Genomic DNA, 17,706 nt, shown 5'->3' on the forward strand with positions numbered 1-17,706 from the left:
CCAATCCATGCTCAAACAGGTGTCCGGCGCCCCCAAGACCGCCGGGCATTTCACGCGATCAGGACGACTTCTTCTTGCGCAGCTCGTCGACGAACTTGTTCAGCTCGATGATCGGCTTGTAGACGTCGTTGCTGGTCGGCTGGAACGGCTCGTTCTTGCCGTCCGAGAGCTTGTCGAAAGCGGCCTTGTCCTTGGTCGACGCCTCGAAGAAGGCATTGCGGATCTTGGCCTTGAGGTCTTCCGGCAGGGTGTTCAGATAGGCGACCGGCGAGTTGACGATCTGCTCGGACTTGTAGAGGACGCGGAAATCGTCCTTCTTGGCCATGCCCTTGGTGACCATGCGGGTCAGGTTGGAATCGTCTTCCGAGTTCCACCAGTTGGCGGCGACATCGACAGTGCCCTGCTGCAGCGCGATGACCGCGTTCTCATGGCTGCCGGTGTAGACGACCTTGCCGAAGAAGGTCTCCGGATCGATCTTCATCGAATTGAGCGCGAAGCGCGGCACGTTGTTGCCCGAGGTCGAGTTCGGGTCGACGAGGCCGAGGTTCTTGCCCTTCAGGTCCTCGATCTTCTGATAGGGGCTGTCCTTCTTCACGTAGAAGACGGAATAGTAGCCCTTGACGCCGCCCTTGGAGACTTCGATCGCGAAGGCCGAGATGTCGGCGCCGGTCATCAGCGCGCGGGCGAAGGACGACGGGCCGTAGTAGCCGATGTGGATCTGGCCGGCGCGCTGGCCCTCGATCACCGCGGCGTAGTCCTGCGCGACACGCAGGGTCACCTTGGTGCCGATCTCCTTGGAGAGGTACTCCATGAAGGGGGCGAGGCGCTCGGAGACGCCGGCGGCGTTCTCGGACGGCACGTAGGCGAAGACGAGCTCCGGATACTTGGCCTTCCAGTCCTGGGCCAGCGCCGGGGTGGCGACGACGGCGAGCGAAGCGGCGAGCGTGCCGAGAACGGCGCGACGGGTGAACATGGTTTCTCTCTCCCGGTATCGGACCCTCGGGCGGATGCCGGAGGGGGTGTTCGGCGGCGACCGGGACGGACCCGACCGCGACGCGGAATGGGGTCAGGCGTGGGCGAGCGCCTTGGGCGCGGCCGCGTGGTGATCGTCCATCACCTCGCCGGCCTCCAGGCCATAGAGCTCGCGCGCGACGTCCTCGGTCAGGTCGAAGCCGCGGCCGTCGAACACGACGCGGCCGGCCGACATGCCGATCAGCCGGTCGCAATAGGCGCGGGCCAGATCGAGCGAATGCAGGTTGCAGAGCACGGTGATGCCGAACTCCTTGTTCACCCGTTGCAGCGCGTCCATGACGATCTTGGTGTTGCGCGGATCGAGCGAGGCGATCGGCTCGTCGGCGAGCAGGATCTTGGGCTCCTGGACCAGGGCGCGGGCGATCGCCACGCGCTGCTGCTGGCCGCCGGAGAGGCTGTCGGCGCGCTGATGCGCCAGATTGCCGATATCGAAGGCCTCGAGCGCGGCGAGCGCGATGGCGCGGTCGTCCTTGCTCCACAGGTTCAGCACGCTGCGCGGCGTCGAGACCTTGTTGAGCCGGCCCATCAGCACGTTGGTCAGCACATCGAGGCGTCCGACCAGATTGAACTGCTGGAAGATCATGGCGCAGTCGGCGCGCCAGGCGCGCAGGCCCGCGCCCTTCAACGAGGAGACCTCGCGATCACCGAAGCCGATCGTACCCTCGGAGGGATCGACCAGCCGGTTGATCAGGCGCAGCAGCGTCGACTTGCCGGCACCCGAGCGACCGATGACGCCGACAAAGGCGCCGGGCTCGATCGACAGCGACACGTCCCCGACGGCGGTCTTGTTGCCGAATCGTCGGGACAGGCGATCGATGACGAGCATGTACGGGTTCCTCCGGCCGTTGCGACCGGAGCCGATCCCTAGTCCCGTTCCTTGAAGCTCCTGTGACGGTCGGCGCCGAAACGCCGCCGCGTCATTTCACCAGTCGATGACCGTGATGCCCGGCCAGATCGCCGCAGCTCGCGCGCCCTTGGCATGATGGGTCTTTCGGTTGTCGCCGACGTAATTCGGCCGGATGATCAACCCGAAAATATCCTGAAGCCCGAACGGGGCGCAGACGTCGATTCGACCATCGGCTTCCAGTCGGACCGCGACGGCGTGGGTCTTCGAGGCGTAGCGGATCAGGCTCTCGTCGGCCGAGGCGAGCGGCGGATAGGGGAAGCCGAAGCGCTGCTCGAACCACAGATGCACGCGCGCCTGATTGCGCACTTCGACCGGCCCGGCGAGCACGTCCGCGAGGCCGGCCGTCGCCGCCTCGACCCGCCGGATCACGGCGTCCTCGGCCTCATAAGAGGGGTCCGACGGATCGAAATAGATCACGTCGTAGTCCTTGAGGCCGGTGCCGCGCGGCAGGCCGGTCAGCGCGTTCCAGACCGTCTGATAGATCGCGCCGGAGGTGATCCGCCATTGCGGCAGGTCGAGGTCGCGCAAGGCACCCAGCAGCGCCATCAGGCCCGGATCCGCCCGCACGATGGCGATCAGGCGAGCCTCGAGATCGGCGGACGGCACGGCCGCTGCGGCGGTCGAGGCACTCATGGGACAAGCTCGCAAGGATCGGAGGGTTGCGCGGAAGGCGGCGCCTGGCCGGGCCGTCATCGAACCGTCGCAGGGCGGCGGCAAGGGAGGCGGACCTCGAAACCGGACATCACGTGGGGTCGCCTGCGCTCGCGCAACAGCGCCCCCCAAGGAGACGCCCCATGGCCAAGAAACTCGGCCTCGAACCGCTGATCGACCCGACCGCGATCGTCCGCGATTCGAGCTTCGGCCGCTACACGGAAGTCGGCGCGCGGACCATGATCGCCGAGAGTTCGTTCGACGACTATTCCTATGTCGTCAATGATTCCAACATCATCTACACCACCGTCGGCAAGTTCGTGTCGATCGCGGCGATGACCCGCATCAACCCGGGCAATCATCCGATACACCGGGTCACGCAGGCCCATTTTACCTATCGCGCCTCGTCCTATTTCGAGGGCGAGGAGGACGATCACGCCTTCTTCGACTGGCGCCGCGCCCATGCGGTGACGATCGGCCACGACGTCTGGATCGGCCATGGCGCGATCATTCTGCCCGGCCGCACCATCGGCAACGGGGCCGTGGTCGCCGGCGGCGCGGTCGTGACCAAGGACGTCGATCCCTATACGATCGTCGCCGGCGTACCGGCGAAGCCGGTGAAGCGCCGGTTTCCCGAGCCGATCGCCGAGCGCATCCAGGCGCTCGGCTGGTGGGACTGGAGCCACGATCGGCTGCGCGCGGCGCTGCCCGACATCCGGGCTCTGGACATCGAGGCCTTCCTGGAGAAATACGGCGGCTGACGCCCCTTCGTCCCGAACGAGGGGGTCTGAGGTTCCTTTGCCGGAGAAGCCCCGTGATCATCAGCCGCCCGACGCGTGACCAGAGTGCGACCGCCCGCCGGCCGATCGATCTGGCAAAGATCGACGTGGCGGTGATCGGCGCCGGCGCGGCCGGGCTCGCGGCGGCGCGGCGGCTCAGGGCCGGCGGGCTCGCGACCGTCGTGCTGGAGGCGCGCGGCCGGATCGGCGGGCGCGCCTTCACCGTGACCAAGAGCGGCCTTCCGCTCGATCTCGGCTGCGGCTGGCTGCATTCGGCCGACGTCAACCCGTGGGTCGACAAGGCGCGCGCGCTCGGCTTCCGCATCGACGAGACGCCGCCGCCGTGGTTCCGGCAGACCGACGACCTCGGCTTTTCCCGTGCCGAGCAGACGGCCTATCAGACGGCGTCCGACGCCTTCTACGACCGCCTCGAAGCGGCCAAGGACGCCGAGCCGGACCAGCCGGCGGCCGCGCATCTCGAAGCCGGCAATCGCTGGAACCCGCTGATCGATGCGATCAGCTCCTACGTCAACGGCGTCGAGCTCGACCGGCTGTCGACACGCGACTTCGGCCGCTATGCCGACACGGAAGTCAACTGGCGTGTCGGCCAAGGCTATGGCGCGCTGATCGCCGCCTATGGCGCCGATGTCGACGTGCTCACCGACTGCCCGGTCCGGCAGGTCGACCATCGCGGACCGGGCGTCGTGCTCGACACCGGGCGCGGCGAGATCCGCGCCAAGGCGGCGATCGTCGCGGTGCCGACGCCTATCATCGCGCGGGAGACGCTGACGTTCCTGCCGAAGCTTCCGGCGAAGATCGAGGCCGCGCATGCGTTGCCGCTCGGGCTCGCCAACAAGATCCTGTTCGGCCTGCCGCGCCCGGAGGTTTTCGCCGAGAACGGGCACCTGATCGGCTCGACCACGACGGTCGCGACCGGCAGCTACGATCTTCGGCCGCTGGGACGTCCGATCATTGAGGGCTATGTCGGCGGCCGGCTCGCGGCCGAGCTGGAGGCAGCCGGCGAACGCGCCTTCGCCGACTTCGCAGCGGCGGAGCTGATCGGGCTCATGGGCGCGGAGATCCGCAAGGAGCTCGTGTTTCTCACCGCGACGGCCTGGGGCTCGGACCCGTGGTCGCTCGGCTCCTATTCGGCCGCCCTGCCCGGCGGCGCCGAGCAGCGGGCCGTGCTCGCGGCTCCCGTCGGCACCAATCTCTTCTTTGCCGGCGAAGCAACATCGATGCACGACTTCTCGACCGCCCACGGCGCCTACCGGAGCGGGATCGCCGCTGCCGAGGCCGCGCTTGCAGTCATTTCAAGGGGTTAACCTAGGGAGAGCGCCCGGTTTCTCGGAACCGGGCGCCGCGCCGCCGGTTGTTCGGGCGAGCGTTGCGCCGGCCGTTATAGGGCCGGCAGCGACGTCCAACCCGAGGAGTTCACCCCATGAACAAGCTCATGCTGGCCGGCGCCGTCGTCGGTCTCGGCGCCGCACTCGCGGCCACCCCTGCCCTCGCGCAGTCCAAGCAGAACCGCCAGGAAGCGAAGTTCGTCCACGACGCGATCGAGGGCAATTTCGCCGAACAATCGATGGGCGACCTCGCCCAGCAGAACGGCCAGTCCCAGGCGATCAAGGACTTCGGCGCCGAACTGAAGCGCGACCACTCGGCGGCCAATGACAAGGTCATGCCGCTGTCGCAGCAGGTCGGCGTCCGCGCGCCGAGCGAGCCGAGCGCCAAGCACAAGCAGGACTACGAGAAGCTGGCAAAACTGTCGGGCGCGCGCTTCGATCAGGCCTTCGCCCAGCACATGGTGATGGACCACAAGCAGGACATCACCAAGTACCAGCGCGCCGCCAGCGGCTCCGGCCCGGTCGCCTCCTACGCGCAGGAGACCCTGCCGGTGCTCCAGCGCCACCTCGCGACCGCGCAGTCGCTCGCCGGCGGCAATCGCGGCGCCATGGGTGCCGGCTCGGGCTCCGACATGAACATGAACGGCTCGGCGAGCGGCTCGATGGGCTCCGGCGGCAATCCGTCGATGGGCAACGGCAACTCGACCGGCACCGGCTACGGCTCGGGCTCGTCCGGCGGCCGGGTACAGCAGCCGCAGTAGGCGCCGTCCGGTCTTGAAGGACGAACGAGATACCGAGATCGAAGGCCGGCGCAGAGCGCCGGCCTTTTCGCATTTCAGAGGACCACGTGCGGCAAGCGTCACGGACGCCCAGCCGCACGCGGCCCCGCCAGCACACGGAAATAAGCGGCGACGAACAGGCCGAAGGCGGCGACCCAGGCGAAGGCCGCGATGTGCAGCCCCTCGAAGGCCCATTCCGGCCGCACCGCCGCACAAATGCGAGCGAGCGTCGCCGCGACCACCGCGAGATAGGCCAGTTGCGCGGCCGGGCTCGCCACCAGCGCCCGCCCGGTGTGGCCGAGGCTCGCCCGCGACATCACCGCCAGCGACATGGTGCCTACCGCGCCGACGGCCCAGGCGTGCAGGCCCGCCGAGGCCGGCACCAGGTCGAGCGCGGCGGCGGCATTGAGCGCGAAGCCGAGCGGCACGAAGGCATAGGCCACGTGCAGGATCAGCACGAGCCGGTCGCGCCAGGTCCGGTCGCCGGCCCAGCGCGCGAACCGGATCGCCTGCAACGCGGCCGAGAGCGCCAGGAGCGCGGCCGTCGATGCCGCCTGCGGCAGGGCAATCCAGGCCGCAATCGAGACCACCGCGACCAGCGTCGCGACGATGTCGAAGCGGTTCGGAGTGACCGGCAGCCGGCCGGGGTTTTCGCGCGCGAGCCAGTTGCGCGTGAAGCTCGGCACGATGCGGCCGCCGATCAGCATGATCAGCAGCACGCCGGCGCCGAGGCCGATGCGGATGCCGTAATGGCCGACCGTATGGTCATGGTGGCCGCCGATGACGCCCGAGGCCTCGAGGTGGAAGACCAGATTGCCGATCGCGAAGACGCTCAGGATGCCGACGACCTTCAGATTGCGCCAGTTGCCGCCAGCGACGACCTCACGGCCGGCGGCGAGCCCGACCAGCACCAGAAAGGCGAGATCGACCGCCGCCGCGAAGCCGAGCGACGTCCAGGCCGAGGTCAGGATCGCGATCCGGCCGGCGAGCCAGACGGCGGCGAGCACGATGAGCGGCCGGCCCTGCAGGGGCAGGCGGCCGGTCCAGTTCGGAATGGCGGTCAGCAGGAAGCCCGTGACCATCGCCGGCAGGAAGCCATAGAGCATCTCGTGGACGTGCCAATCGAGGCCCGAGAAGGCGGTCGGCAGGGCGATCTCGCCAAAGTAGGCCGGTAGCCAGAGCCCGATCGCAATCGCCGCCCAGATCGAGCCGGCGAGGAAGAACGGGCGGAAGCCGTAGGAGAACAACGGCGGGCCGTCATAGGCGGCGAGACGGGGAATCGGGGCCATGGGACGCACCTCTCGAAGGCTGGTATCTGCCCCGATCGATAGGCGCCCCGCCGCGCGTCATCGTTGTCGGGCCGCAAGCAACGAGGCGATCGTCAGGATTTCCGCCGATTTGTCGGATGATACGGTGGGTTACGCGTCCGTAGGACGCCGCATGCCCAGCATGGCGGCGAGGACGTAAGATCTTCTCAGTCGCCGATCGGCCGTTCCGATATTCGTCGGAACAACGCGAAGCCATCCGCCGACGTCTTTCCGGGTGCCGAAGCCGCCGCCCCTCTCCACCGTGAAGCGCTGTCGCGCCGGGTCGTGCCCGGCCGCGGTCCGGCGCGCGCGGCGATCCATCCTACCAAAAATCATCCGAAAACATGGCTGTCGCCGCCCGCGCCCCTCGGGCTGCCGGCGCGAAGCCCATTCAGGACGGAACGACCATGGCCCTGCTCGATCGCTCCCTGCTCGCCGACATGCCGCTCTTCGCCGGCCTCGGCCCCGCCGCCCTCGACGACATCATCGCCGAGGCGCGCTCCGCCCGCGTCGCCAAGGGGGCGACCGTATTCGAGCAGGACGCCGATGCGACCTCGTTCTTCGTGCTGCTGCACGGCCATCTGCAGGTGCTCCGGATCACGCCGGCCGGCGCGCAGGTGATCGTGCGCTATGTCGTGCCGGGCGAACTGTTCGGCATCGCGGTGCAGATGGGCCGCGCGACCTATCCGGCGACCGCGCTCGCGGTGGTCGACAGCGTGGCGCTGTCCTGGTCCTCGATCGCCTGGCCGCGCATGATGGAGCGCTTCCCGTCGCTGGCGGTCGGCATGATGCGCACGCTCGGGCAGCGGATCGACGACGCCCATGGCCGGGTCGTGGAAATGTCGACCGAGGAGGTCGAGCGGCGCGTCGCCCATGCGATCCTGCGGCTGGTCAAGCAGGCCGGCCGGCGCGGCGATCGCGGCATCACCATCGATTTCCCGATCTCGCGCCAGGACGTCGCCGAGATGACCGGCACGACACTGCATACGGTCAGCCGCATCTTGAGTGGCTGGGAGACCCGCGGTCTGGTCGAGGGCGGTCGGCAGAAGATCACGGTCTGCGATCCGCACCGGCTGTTCCTGCTCGCCGAGAACCGCGCCGAGTGATCGGCATCACCGACACCGTTCTCAGGCGCCTTCCGTTTCGATCGCCTCGCGCAGCGCGGCGAGGAACTTGTCCGGGTTGGCGAAATGCTCCCGGCTCGCATCGGCGACCGTGTGGAAGCACGCGATCGGGCAGCCGACGCACATGAAGCGGAAGTCGAGGAAGACCCGGATCGTCTCGGGCCAGCGCGACATCACCTCGTCGACGAGCATGTCGAAATCCACATCGCCCGCCGCACCGCGGCGGGTGATGCGCAGGGCGGTCTCCGCTTCGGCAGTCTCGGTCATCGGAACCTCCCTTCGGCAAGAAGCCTGTTGTCGCAAGTGTTTGTGGTTCGGCCTTCACGGATTGAGTCAGAGCCCGGCGACGCGGCCGAAGCCGCGCCGGACGCGTTCCTCGATCCGGGCCACGAGGTCCGGCTCGTCGCGGACCAGCCGGAACCCGAGATGGGTCGGCGGCACGCCGGCCGCGCAGCCGCCGGCGCGCGCGTCGCGGATGAAGTCGGTGACGTAGGTCCGGTGCCGGCCCTCGACGACGCGCACGCCGCAATTGACCGTGCCGGGGCCGATCGCGCGGCCTTTCGTGTCGAGCGCCTGCCGGACGAAGCAGCTGTCGGTCCATTCCCAGACGTTGCCGTCGAGATCGTCGAGGCCACGCTCGTTGGCGCCGAAGCCGCCGGGCGGACGCAGCGCCGTCTCGACCGCAGCACTCGCCTCGGCCTCGCGCTCGTAGCGGGCGATCCACCGCTCGGCGAAGCCCGTGCCGGTCGCCTCGGTCGAGGGCTCGCCGGTGAACTTCGAGCCGGCCGCGAAGGCCCATTCGGCGTCGGTCGGCAGCCGCCACGGCCGGCCGGTGCGCTGGGCGAACCAGCGCGCATAGGCGGTCGCGTCGAGATGGCTGACGCCGATCACCGCGCGATCCGGCCGACCGGCTCGATCGGCGTCGCCACGCGGCGCGCAGGCGCCGGCTGCGACACAGCGGTCATAGTCGGCCGCCGTGACGTGGTTCTTCATCATCGCGAAGGGCCGCGCGATCCGGGTTTCACGGACCGGGCCGTCGACCTGCCGGCCGGCGCGGGTGAAGTCGCCGCTGGCGCGATAGGCGAAACGACCGGCCTCGACCCGCACGACCGCGACCGGATCGGGATCGGGGGCGCGGAAGCCCTGCCCCGCCAGCATCACCACCGACAGCGTGCCGGCCAGCATCCACTTCGAACGCATCATCTTCATCAGGGGTCCCATGGCGGACCTCCTTCGAACGGGTGACGGACGGTCCGCCACTGGAGCAGCCTCGATCGGCGGGCCCGGGCCGATCCGAACCGGCCTGCGGGCGTCTCGGGAAAGCGACCGGCCCGACCTCGAACGTCGAGGCGGGCCGGCCTGCATCAGTTGTGGATTACTCGTCCATCACCACAGGCGTCTCGAGCGCGCCGGTCTTGGCGCCCGTGCCGATCGGGGACGGCGGCTGGACCTGCTTCATGAAGTCGTCGTTCCACTTGCCCTCGACCTTGAAGTGGGCGGTGGCGCCGAGTTCGACGGCCTCGATCAGGTTATGCGTCACGTAGGCGTAGACGCCCGGCTCGCGGAAGGTGTAGAGCGCCGCACCCGCGGAGCCGCCACGGATGAACCAGGTCTCCAGATCCTTCTCCGGCCGGTTGGCGAACTTGCCGGTCTCCCAGACGTAGTCGCCGTGACCGCCGATCAGATGCGGGCGGCTGTCGCGATTGGCCTGGCTGTGGACGATCAGCACCTTGGCGCCGACCTTGGCGGTCAGGGCATTCTTGCCGGTCAGCGCACCGGCGCGGCCGTTGAAGACCACGTGGGTCGGGATCAGCTTGCGCATCACCTCGACGGTGTCGGCATAGGCGTCACCCGGGCTTTCGTAGGTCTTGTAGTGGCCCTTGTCGTCCTTCGGGACATAGAAGTCGTTCTCGCCGATGTAGACGACCTTGTCGTAGCTGAGCGGCTTGCCCTGATCGTCCTTCAGGCCGTCGCGCGGCAGCACCATCACGGCGCCGCTCATGCCGGATACGACGTGCCACGGGATCATCGGGCCGCCGGGGGCGCAGTGGTAGACGAACACGCCGGGGCGGGTCGCCTTCCAGCGCAGCACGACCTGTTCGCCGGGGTTGATCAGGGTCAGCGCGCCGCCGCCGAGGGCGCCGGTCGCGGAATGGAAGTCGATGTTGTGGGCGAGCGTGTTGGTCTCGGGATTGACCAGCGTCAGCTCGACGTAGTCGCCTTCGTGGACGACCATCATCGGGCCCGGAACCGAGCCGTCGAAGGTCATCGCCTGCATCTTGGTGCCCTGTTCGTCGATGACGATCTCCTTCTCCTGGACGGTCATCTTGAACTCGATCACCTTCGGGCCGGCCTTGGTGGCCTGCTCGTGGGCGTGGACGAAGGGCGGCGCGACCAGCTCGACCTTCTCGCGCGGCAGCTTCGACACGTCGTCGGCGGCGAGGGCGGGAACGGCGGCCATCACGGCGACGGCAGCGGCGGCGGTCATCAGGGTACGGCGAGTGAGCATGGCGACCTCCTTAGGTCGATCTCTTGCTTTCGAATGACCAGACGATGCGCCTTTGCCGCCGACCGCTCTTTGTCGGGGAACAAGCTTCGTGAGCTTTGAGATTTCTCAAGTTTCCGCGCCCCGATCGCAGGCGGCTTCCGCGACGACGGGCGGCCATGCGTCGTCTGCCCAAGGATGCGGCTTGACGCAGGACGAGGCAGTCGTGATCGTCTGGTCAAAATCGCCGATGTCGAAAGCGTCGAGAGGGAGTCCCGAACCTTGCCGCATCCGCCCGCCTCCCCTCGCCCACGATCCACCGATCGGATGCACGCCGGCGGCGAGGGAGCGCGGTCGAGATGAAACGCCGGGGCTCCGACGAGGACCCGTTCGCGATCGCGGGCAGCCTGATCGCCTTCAACGCGGGGGCCGGCTCGCGCTACCTGCCGGCCATGACGGAGGTTCTGAACGACGAGGCGTTCGCGACCGCGGCGGCGACGATCAGCGGCTGGCAGAACTATGCGCCGACGCCGCTCGTCGAGCTTCCCGGGCTCGCGGCGCGGCTCGGCGTCGGGCGGCTCTGGTTCAAGGACGAGGGCGGGCGATTCGGGCTCGGCAGCTTCAAGGCACTCGGCGGTGCCTATGCGGTGGCGCGACTGATCGCGCGCGAAGTCGAACGGCGCACCGGCAAGGCGCCCTCGCCCGCGGAAATCGGTTCCAGCGCCTTCGCCGAGATCGCCGCATCGATCACCGTCACCTGCGCCACGGACGGCAATCACGGCCGCTCGGTCGCCTGGGGCGCCCGGCTGTTCGGGGCGAAGGCGGTGATCTTCATCCATGCGACGGTCAGCGAGGGCCGGCGGGCGGCGATCGCAGCCTATGGCGCTGACGTGCGCCGCACCGGCGGGAACTACGACGACAGCGTCCGCGAGGCGCAGGAGACCGCCGAGCGGGAGGGCTGGTTCGTCGTCTCCGACACGTCCTATCCCGGCTATCGGACGGTGCCGCGCGACGTCATGCAGGGCTACGAGATCATGGCGGCCGAGGCGCATGCCGCGCTCGGGCGCCTGCCGACGCACGTGTTCCTGCAGACCGGTGTCGGCGGCATGGCGGCGGCGGTCGCGGCGCATCTGTGGCGCATTGCCGAGCGCGAAGGCGCGCCGCGGCCCAAAATCGTGCTCGGTGATCCGGAAAACGCGGCCTGCTGGTATGAGACCATCCGCGCCGGCCATCCGGTCGCGGTCGGCGGCGATCTCGACACGATGATGGCCGGGCTCGCCTGCGGCGAGATCTCCGATCTCGCCTGGGAGATCCTCGCGACGGGCTGCGACGCCGCCGTGCGCCTGCCCGACGCGGCGGCGATCGCCGCGATGCGTGTCCTCGCCGAGGGCGCGTTCGGCGACCGGCCGGTGGTCGCGGGCGAATCGGCCGTCGCCGGGCTCGCAGCACTCGCGGTCGCGACCGCCGAGGCCGAGGCGCGCGCGGCGCTCGGGCTCGATGCCGATTCGGTCGTGCTCTGCCTCGGCACCGAGGGCGACACGGATCCCGCGCTCTACAAGACGATCATCGGCCGCGACGGCGATGCCGTGCGCGCAGCCGCGACTGCCTGGAGACCCGCATGAGCCGCCGCTTCATCGCCGCCGCCGCGCAACTCGGGCCGATCGGCCGCGACGAGCCGCGCGCCTCGGTCGTCACCCGCATGATCGCGCTCGTCGACGAGGGCAGGCGCCGGGGCGTCCGCTTCATGGTGTTCCCCGAACTGGCGCTGACGACCTTCTTTCCCCGCTGGTTCATCGCCGATCCGGCCGAACTCGACCGCTTCTACGAGCGCTCGATGCCGAACCCGGACGTCGCGCCGCTGTTCGAGGCGGCGCGCGCGGCCGGCATCGGCTTCCACCTCGGCTATGCCGAGCTCGACGGGACGACGCGCTACAACACGGCTATCATCGTCGACGAGGCCGGCACGATCGTCTCGAAATATCGCAAGATCCACCTGCCCGGCCATCGCGAGCACGAGCCGGAGCGGCCGTTCCAGCATCTGGAGAAGCGCTATTTCGAACGCGGCGATCTCGGCTTCGTGGTCGCGGATGCCTTCGGCGGCAAGGTCGGCACGCTGATCTGCAACGACCGGCGCTGGCCGGAGGCGTTCCGCTCGCTCGGGCTCCAGGGCGTCGAACTGGTCGCCGCCGGCTACAACACGCCGCGGCACTATCCGCTCGCGCCCGAGCACGACCGGCTGCAGGACTTCCACAACCACCTGTCGCTGCAGGCCGGCGCCTATCAGAACGGCACCTATGTGATCGGCACGGCCAAGGCCGGCGTCGAGGAGGGCTGCGAGCTGATCGGCGGCAGCTGCATCGTGGCGCCGACCGGCGAGATCGTCAGCGTCGCGCAGACGCTCGGCGACGAGCTGGTCACGGCGGAGGTCGATCTCGACCGGTGCCGCGAGATCAAGGCCAACATCTTCAACTTCGCGCTCCACCGCGAGCCGGACACCTACGGGCTGCTCACCGCGCCGAAGCGCGCCTGAGCCCCGTCATTCCCATCGCCCAGCCCGACCGGAGCCCCATGTCGACCGAACCGCTCTTCCACATGATCGCCGGTGCGACCCGGCCGGTCGCTCCGTTCAGCCACGCGGTCGAGACCGACGGCTTCGTGTTCCTGACCGGCCAGATGCCGGACAGCCCCGAGACGCCCGGCGTGCTGCCGGACGGCATCGAGGCACAGACGCGCAACACGATGACCAACCTCGCCACGATTCTCGCGGGGCTCGGGCTCGGACTCGAGCATGTTGTGCAGGTGCGGATCTACCTGACCGAGTTCAAGCGCGACTACGCCGCGATGAACGCGGTCTATCGGACCTATTTCCCGGCCGACCGCTTGCCGGCGCGCACCTGCATCGGCACGACGGGTCTCGCCTACGACGCGCTGATCGAGATCGACATGGTGGCGCGGCGGCCCTGAGCCGCCGCCCATCTCAGGTCTTCTGGTCGAGGAGCCGCGCGACCCGCTGCAGCGCCAGCGTGTAGCCTTGCGTGCCGAAGCCGGCCATGACGCCGTCGGCGCGCAGCGAGACGTAGGATTTGTGCCGGAATTCCTCGCGCTTGTGCACGTTCGAGATATGCACCTCGATCACCACGCCGTCGAAGGCGTTGAGCGCATCGAGGATGGCGATCGAGGTATGGGTGAAGGCGCCCGGATTGATCACGATGCCGCCGGCGGTCTCGCGCGCCTCGTGGATCCAGTCGATCAGCTCGTATTCGCGGTTCGACTGGTGGAACCGGAGCTGCAGGCCGAGCGCGGCGGCGGCCTTCAGGCAGTCGGCCTCGACGTCGGCCAATGTCTCGCGGCCGTAGATCTCCGGCTGGCGCTTGCCGAGCAGGTTCAGGTTCGGACCGTTCAACACATAGACGAGGCGGCTCATGTCGTTTCCTCAAGTCGGGCCGATCGGCGCGCGTCCCGGCCGGACAGCGTGATCGCCCCTCTCCGATAGCCGTTTTCGTCGCGGCGCGCACGCGGAAGCGCCTCGCCATCCGCCAGGCGGGTGTCTGGGCCGCCGTGCCGACCGCTGTTCGCATGCCTTGCGTCAGGCACGCGACAGCTTCGAGACATGCGAAAACGCGATTGGCAGGGGTCAACTACCATGTTACGACTCCGTCAAGATACTAATCGGTTTACGAAAATCGATCGGTTCAGACGCCTCGTGAAGAAGGCGGCCCGTCGGACAAGCGACGGCATGGGGAGGACGTGTATGGCATCGGTCGCAATTCGCGGCGTGCGCAAGGCGTACGGCGCCGTCTCGGTCATCAAGGGTGTCGACGTCGACATCCGCGAAGGCGAGTTCGTGATTCTGGTCGGCCCGTCGGGCTGTGGAAAGTCGACGCTCTTGCGCATGATCGCGGGGCTCGAACACATCACCGGCGGCGAGATCGCGATCGGCGACCGCGTGGTCAACAACGTTCCGCCGAAGGAACGCGACATCGCGATGGTCTTCCAGAACTACGCGCTCTATCCGCACATGAAGGTCGCCGACAACATGGCCTTCTCGCTGAAGCTGCGCGGCGCGCCGAAGACCGAGATCGACACCCGCGTGAAGCGCGCGGCCGAGATCCTGTCGCTCACCCCCCTGCTCGACCGCTACCCGCGCCAGCTCTCCGGCGGTCAGCGCCAGCGCGTCGCCATGGGCCGCGCGATCGTGCGCGATCCGCAGGTGTTCCTGTTCGACGAGCCGCTGTCGAACCTCGACGCGAAACTCCGCGTGCAGATGCGCACCGAGATCAAGGAGTTGCACCAGCGGCTCAAGACCACGACGGTCTACGTCACCCACGACCAGATCGAGGCCATGACCATGGCCGACAAGATCGTGGTCATGCATGACGGCATCGTCGAGCAGGTCGGCGCGCCGCTCGATCTCTACGACCGGCCGGCGAACCTGTTCGTCGCCGGCTTCATCGGCTCGCCGGCCATGAACTTCGTCGAAGGCAAGATCCGCGGCGGCACCCCGCCGAGCCTCGTCACCGCAGACGGCTCGTCGCTGCCGCTCGCAGGCGCTCCCGCGGGCTCCGACGGCCGGCCGGTCGTCTACGGCATCCGGCCCGAGCATGTCCGCCTCGATGCCGGCGGCCTGCCGGCCAAGGTGGTCGTGACCGAGCCGACCGGCGCGGAGACCCATGTGGTGGTCGAACTCGCCGGCAAGGAGATCACCTGCGTGTTCCGCGAGCGCGTCACCGCGCGCCACGGCGAGACGATCCACATCGCGATCGATCCGACGCTGGTGCACCTGTTCGACGCGGAGACCGGCGCACGGCTCTGACGCGCGATCCCACGGTCTCGCGCCTTCGCACGCAAGAACCTCTTTCCAAGGACAGGCATCAGGGAGCCAAACGCGCCGCAGAGCGCATCCCGGATGTCCGGAATACCGAACAAGCACAGGGAGGAATATCCATGTCTCTGACACGTCGCGATCTTCTCGCCGGCGCGGCCGTCGGCGCCGCCGGTATCCCGCTCATCGGCTCGCTGCCGGCGCTCGCCCAGTCGAAGCCGACCTTCACGCCCGAGAAGGGCGCGAGCCTGCGCGTGCTGCGCTGGGCGCCGTTCGTGAAGGGCGACGAGGACGCCTGGATCGCCAACACCAAGAAGTTCACCGAGAAGACCGGCATCGAGGTCCGCATCGACAAGGAGAGCTGGGAAGACATCCGGCCGAAGTCCGCCGTCGCCGCCAACATGGGCGCGGGTCCGGACATCGTCTGGGTGTGGTTCGACGACGCCCAGCAGTATCCGGACAAGCTGGTCGACCTGACCCAGCTCGCGACCTCGATCGGCCAGGCCGGCGGCGGCTGGTATCCGGGCAACGAGGGCTACGCCAAGCGCGACGGCAAGTTCATCGGCCTGCCGATCGCCGCGATCGGCAACGCGATCTGCTATCGCGAGAGCCATGTGAAAGCGGCCGGCTTCCAGTCGGTGCCGAACGACACCAAGGGCTTCCTCGAGCTCTGCAAGGCGCTGAAGGCCAAGGGCACGCCCGCCGGCTTCGCGCATGGCAAGGCGGTCGGCGACGGCAACAACTACGCCCACTGGCTGCTGTGGAGCCATGGCGGCAAGACCGTCGACGAGAACGGCAAGGTGGCGATCAACAGCCCCGAGACGCTCGCGGCGCTCAACTATGCCAAGGCGCTCTACGAGACCTTCATCCCGGGCACCGAGAGCTGGCTCGACATCAACAACAACCGCGCCTATCTCGCCAACCAGATCTCGCTGACCGCGAACGGCGTCTCGCTCTATTACGCGGCCAAGAACGATCCGAAGCTCGCCGAGATCGCCGCCGACACCAAGACCACGACCATGCCGATCGGCCCGGTCGGCCAGTCGGTCGAGCTGCATCAGACCACGACCATGGTGCTGTTCAAGCACTCGAAGTTCCCGCAGGCCGCGCAGGCCTACATGCAGTTCATGTACGAGCCGGAACAGATGAACGCCTGGATCGGCGGCTCGTCGGCCTATTGCTGCTCGGCGCTGAAGGCCTACCAGAACCATCCGATCTGGGAGGCCGATCCGGTCCACAAGCCCTACGCCAAGGCCTCCGCGTCGCTGCGCCCGAACGGCTATGCCGGCCCGCTCGGCTACGCCTCGGCCGGCGTCATGGCCGACTATGTGCTGGTCGACATGTTCGCCGAGGCCGTCACCGGCGCGCAGAAGCCGGAAGACGCCATGAAGCGCGCCGAGGCGCGGGTCAACCGCTACTACCGCGTCTGATCGGACGCCGTCCGGCCGTTCCGGGCTCGCCCGGAACGGCCGGGTCAGCGCCTTTTCGCGATCCCGCGCAAACCCGCCGGAGCCCCCCAATGTCCGATGTCGCCGCCGCACCCCGGCGTGCCGCCGCCCCGCCATCGCTGCTCGGCCGTCTCGGCCAGAGCCGCAATGCGCTCGGCTTCCTGTTCATGCTGCCCGCGGCGGTGTTCCTCGTCTGCTTCCTGACCTACCCGCTCGGGCTCGGCGTCTGGCTGGGCTTCACCGACGCCAAGATCGGCCGGCCGGGCGTGTTCATCGGACTGGAGAACTACGAGTTCCTCTGGATCGACTCGGTGTTCTGGCTGTCGGTGTTCAACACGCTGCTCTACACGTTCGGCGCCTCGATCCTGAAGTTCGTGCTCGGACTCTGGCTGGCGCTGATCCTCAACAATCACATGCCGTTCAAGGCATTCTTTCGCGCGGTCATCCTGCTGCCCTGGGTCGTGCCGACCGTGCTCTCGGGCATCGCGTTCTGGTGGATCTACGACGCGCAGTTCTCGATCGTGTCCTGGTCGCTGATCAAGATGGGGCTCATCGATCACCCGATCAACTTCCTCGGCGAGGCCGGCAACGCGCGCGCGTCGGTGATCGCGGCGAACGTCTGGCGCGGCATTCCGTTCGTGGCGATCTCGCTGCTCGCGGGCCTGCAGACGATCCCGCCGTCGCTGCACGAAGCCGCGACGCTCGACGGGGCGACCGCCTGGCAGCGCTTCCGCTATGTGACGCTGCCGATGCTGTCGCCGATCATCTCGGTGGTGATGACCTTCTCGGTCCTGTTCACCTTCACCGACTTCCAGCTCATCTACGTGCTGACCAAGGGCGGCCCGGTCAACGCCACCCATCTGATGGCGACGCTGTCGTTCCAGCGCGCCATTCCCGGCGGCCAGCTCGGCGAAGGCGCGGCGATCGCGGTGGCGATGATCCCGTTCCTGCTCGCGGCCATCCTGTTCAGCTTCTTCGGCCTGCAGCGGCGTCGCTGGCAGCAGGGCGGCCAGGATTGAGGAGATC

At 68.3% G+C, this 17,706-nt stretch carries 18 protein-coding genes; 10 read left to right on the top strand and 8 right to left on the bottom strand.

What is annotated here, in order from left to right:
• Nucleotides 1-58: 58 nt before the first annotated feature.
• The 3 genes from phnD to ABS361_09225 all read right to left on the bottom strand — a co-directional run bounded on the left by phnD (nt 59) and on the right by ABS361_09225 (nt 2,572).
• Complete coding sequence (gene phnD, locus ABS361_09215; GenBank protein XBY46371.1) at nt 59-973, bottom strand: phosphonate ABC transporter substrate-binding protein; 915 nt, start codon at nt 971-973, stop codon at nt 59-61.
• Nucleotides 974-1,066: 93 nt separating this feature from the next.
• On the bottom strand, nt 1,067-1,858 hold the full coding sequence (gene phnC, locus ABS361_09220; protein ID XBY46372.1) for a phosphonate ABC transporter ATP-binding protein: 792 nt from the start codon (nt 1,856-1,858) through the stop codon (nt 1,067-1,069).
• Between the two features lie 96 nt (nt 1,859-1,954).
• A complete protein-coding gene (locus ABS361_09225) occupies nt 1,955-2,572 on the bottom strand; it encodes a nucleotidyltransferase family protein (GenBank protein ID XBY46373.1) in 618 nt (205 codons plus the stop codon).
• A gap of 161 nt (nt 2,573-2,733) precedes the next feature.
• Here ABS361_09225 and ABS361_09230 point away from each other — a divergent pair, with 161 nt between their 5' ends.
• From ABS361_09230 to ABS361_09240, 3 genes are all read left to right on the top strand, one after another.
• Nucleotides 2,734-3,351 (top strand): chloramphenicol acetyltransferase, encoded by a 618-nt coding sequence (locus ABS361_09230; GenBank protein XBY46374.1) that lies wholly within the window; start codon nt 2,734-2,736, stop codon nt 3,349-3,351.
• A 53-nt stretch (nt 3,352-3,404) separates the two neighbouring features.
• On the top strand, nt 3,405-4,694 hold the full coding sequence (locus ABS361_09235; GenBank protein ID XBY46375.1) for an NAD(P)/FAD-dependent oxidoreductase: 1,290 nt from the start codon (nt 3,405-3,407) through the stop codon (nt 4,692-4,694).
• 116 nt (nt 4,695-4,810) lie between these two features.
• A complete protein-coding gene (locus ABS361_09240) occupies nt 4,811-5,476 on the top strand; it encodes a DUF4142 domain-containing protein (GenBank protein XBY46376.1) in 666 nt (221 codons plus the stop codon).
• Between the two features lie 98 nt (nt 5,477-5,574).
• On the opposite strand, the gene ABS361_09245 is transcribed toward ABS361_09240, so the two are convergent.
• On the bottom strand, nt 5,575-6,783 hold the full coding sequence (locus tag ABS361_09245) for an NnrS family protein (protein ID XBY46377.1): 1,209 nt from the start codon (nt 6,781-6,783) through the stop codon (nt 5,575-5,577).
• A gap of 425 nt (nt 6,784-7,208) precedes the next feature.
• Between ABS361_09245 and ABS361_09250 the strand changes: the two genes are divergently transcribed.
• On the top strand, nt 7,209-7,907 hold the full coding sequence (locus tag ABS361_09250; GenBank protein ID XBY46378.1) for a Crp/Fnr family transcriptional regulator: 699 nt from the start codon (nt 7,209-7,211) through the stop codon (nt 7,905-7,907).
• Nucleotides 7,908-7,928: 21 nt separating this feature from the next.
• Here the strand turns inward: ABS361_09250 and ABS361_09255 are convergent, their stop codons facing one another.
• From ABS361_09255 to nirK, 3 genes are all read right to left on the bottom strand, one after another.
• On the bottom strand, nt 7,929-8,117 hold the full coding sequence (locus tag ABS361_09255) for a DUF1858 domain-containing protein (GenBank protein XBY46862.1): 189 nt from the start codon (nt 8,115-8,117) through the stop codon (nt 7,929-7,931).
• 141 nt (nt 8,118-8,258) lie between these two features.
• On the bottom strand, nt 8,259-9,146 hold the full coding sequence (locus tag ABS361_09260) for an SUMF1/EgtB/PvdO family nonheme iron enzyme (protein XBY46379.1): 888 nt from the start codon (nt 9,144-9,146) through the stop codon (nt 8,259-8,261).
• Nucleotides 9,147-9,300: 154 nt separating this feature from the next.
• Nucleotides 9,301-10,434, bottom strand: a complete 1,134-nt coding sequence (gene nirK / locus ABS361_09265; GenBank protein XBY46380.1) for a copper-containing nitrite reductase — start codon at nt 10,432-10,434, stop codon at nt 9,301-9,303.
• A gap of 335 nt (nt 10,435-10,769) precedes the next feature.
• On the opposite strand from nirK, the gene ABS361_09270 reads away from it, so the two are divergent.
• Genes ABS361_09270 through ABS361_09280 form a run of 3 tightly spaced genes read left to right on the top strand, consistent with a single transcriptional unit; the run spans nt 10,770 to nt 13,374 of the window.
• Entirely contained in the window at nt 10,770-12,032 is a 1,263-nt protein-coding gene (locus tag ABS361_09270) for a diaminopropionate ammonia-lyase (protein ID XBY46381.1), read from the top strand.
• On the top strand, nt 12,029-12,940 hold the full coding sequence (locus ABS361_09275; protein XBY46382.1) for an N-carbamoyl-D-amino-acid hydrolase: 912 nt from the start codon (nt 12,029-12,031) through the stop codon (nt 12,938-12,940). Before ABS361_09270 ends, ABS361_09275 begins: the two co-directional genes overlap by 4 nt.
• A 38-nt stretch (nt 12,941-12,978) precedes the next feature.
• Nucleotides 12,979-13,374, top strand: a complete 396-nt coding sequence (locus ABS361_09280; GenBank protein XBY46383.1) for a RidA family protein — start codon at nt 12,979-12,981, stop codon at nt 13,372-13,374.
• Nucleotides 13,375-13,387: 13 nt separating this feature from the next.
• On the opposite strand, the gene aroQ is transcribed toward ABS361_09280, so the two are convergent.
• Nucleotides 13,388-13,834, bottom strand: a complete 447-nt coding sequence (gene aroQ, locus ABS361_09285; protein XBY46384.1) for a type II 3-dehydroquinate dehydratase — start codon at nt 13,832-13,834, stop codon at nt 13,388-13,390.
• A gap of 327 nt (nt 13,835-14,161) precedes the next feature.
• Here aroQ and ugpC point away from each other — a divergent pair, with 327 nt between their 5' ends.
• The 3 genes from ugpC (at nt 14,162) to ABS361_09300 (ending at nt 17,699) form a co-directional block, all read left to right on the top strand.
• Nucleotides 14,162-15,223, top strand: a complete 1,062-nt coding sequence (gene ugpC / locus ABS361_09290; protein XBY46385.1) for a sn-glycerol-3-phosphate ABC transporter ATP-binding protein UgpC — start codon at nt 14,162-14,164, stop codon at nt 15,221-15,223.
• A gap of 131 nt (nt 15,224-15,354) precedes the next feature.
• The gene (locus tag ABS361_09295) at nt 15,355-16,662 is read left to right on the top strand and encodes an ABC transporter substrate-binding protein (GenBank protein XBY46386.1); all 1,308 of its coding nucleotides are present in this window, start codon (nt 15,355-15,357) and stop codon (nt 16,660-16,662) included.
• Between the two features lie 185 nt (nt 16,663-16,847).
• Nucleotides 16,848-17,699: a sugar ABC transporter permease gene (locus ABS361_09300; protein XBY46863.1), complete on the top strand. Its 852-nt coding sequence runs from the start codon at nt 16,848-16,850 to the stop codon at nt 17,697-17,699.
• The last annotated feature ends 7 nt before the right edge of the window (nt 17,700-17,706 follow it).

The organism is Ancalomicrobiaceae bacterium S20 (genome assembly GCA_040269895.1).
GTDB classification, from domain to species: domain Bacteria; phylum Pseudomonadota; class Alphaproteobacteria; order Rhizobiales; family Ancalomicrobiaceae; genus Methyloraptor; species Methyloraptor flagellatus.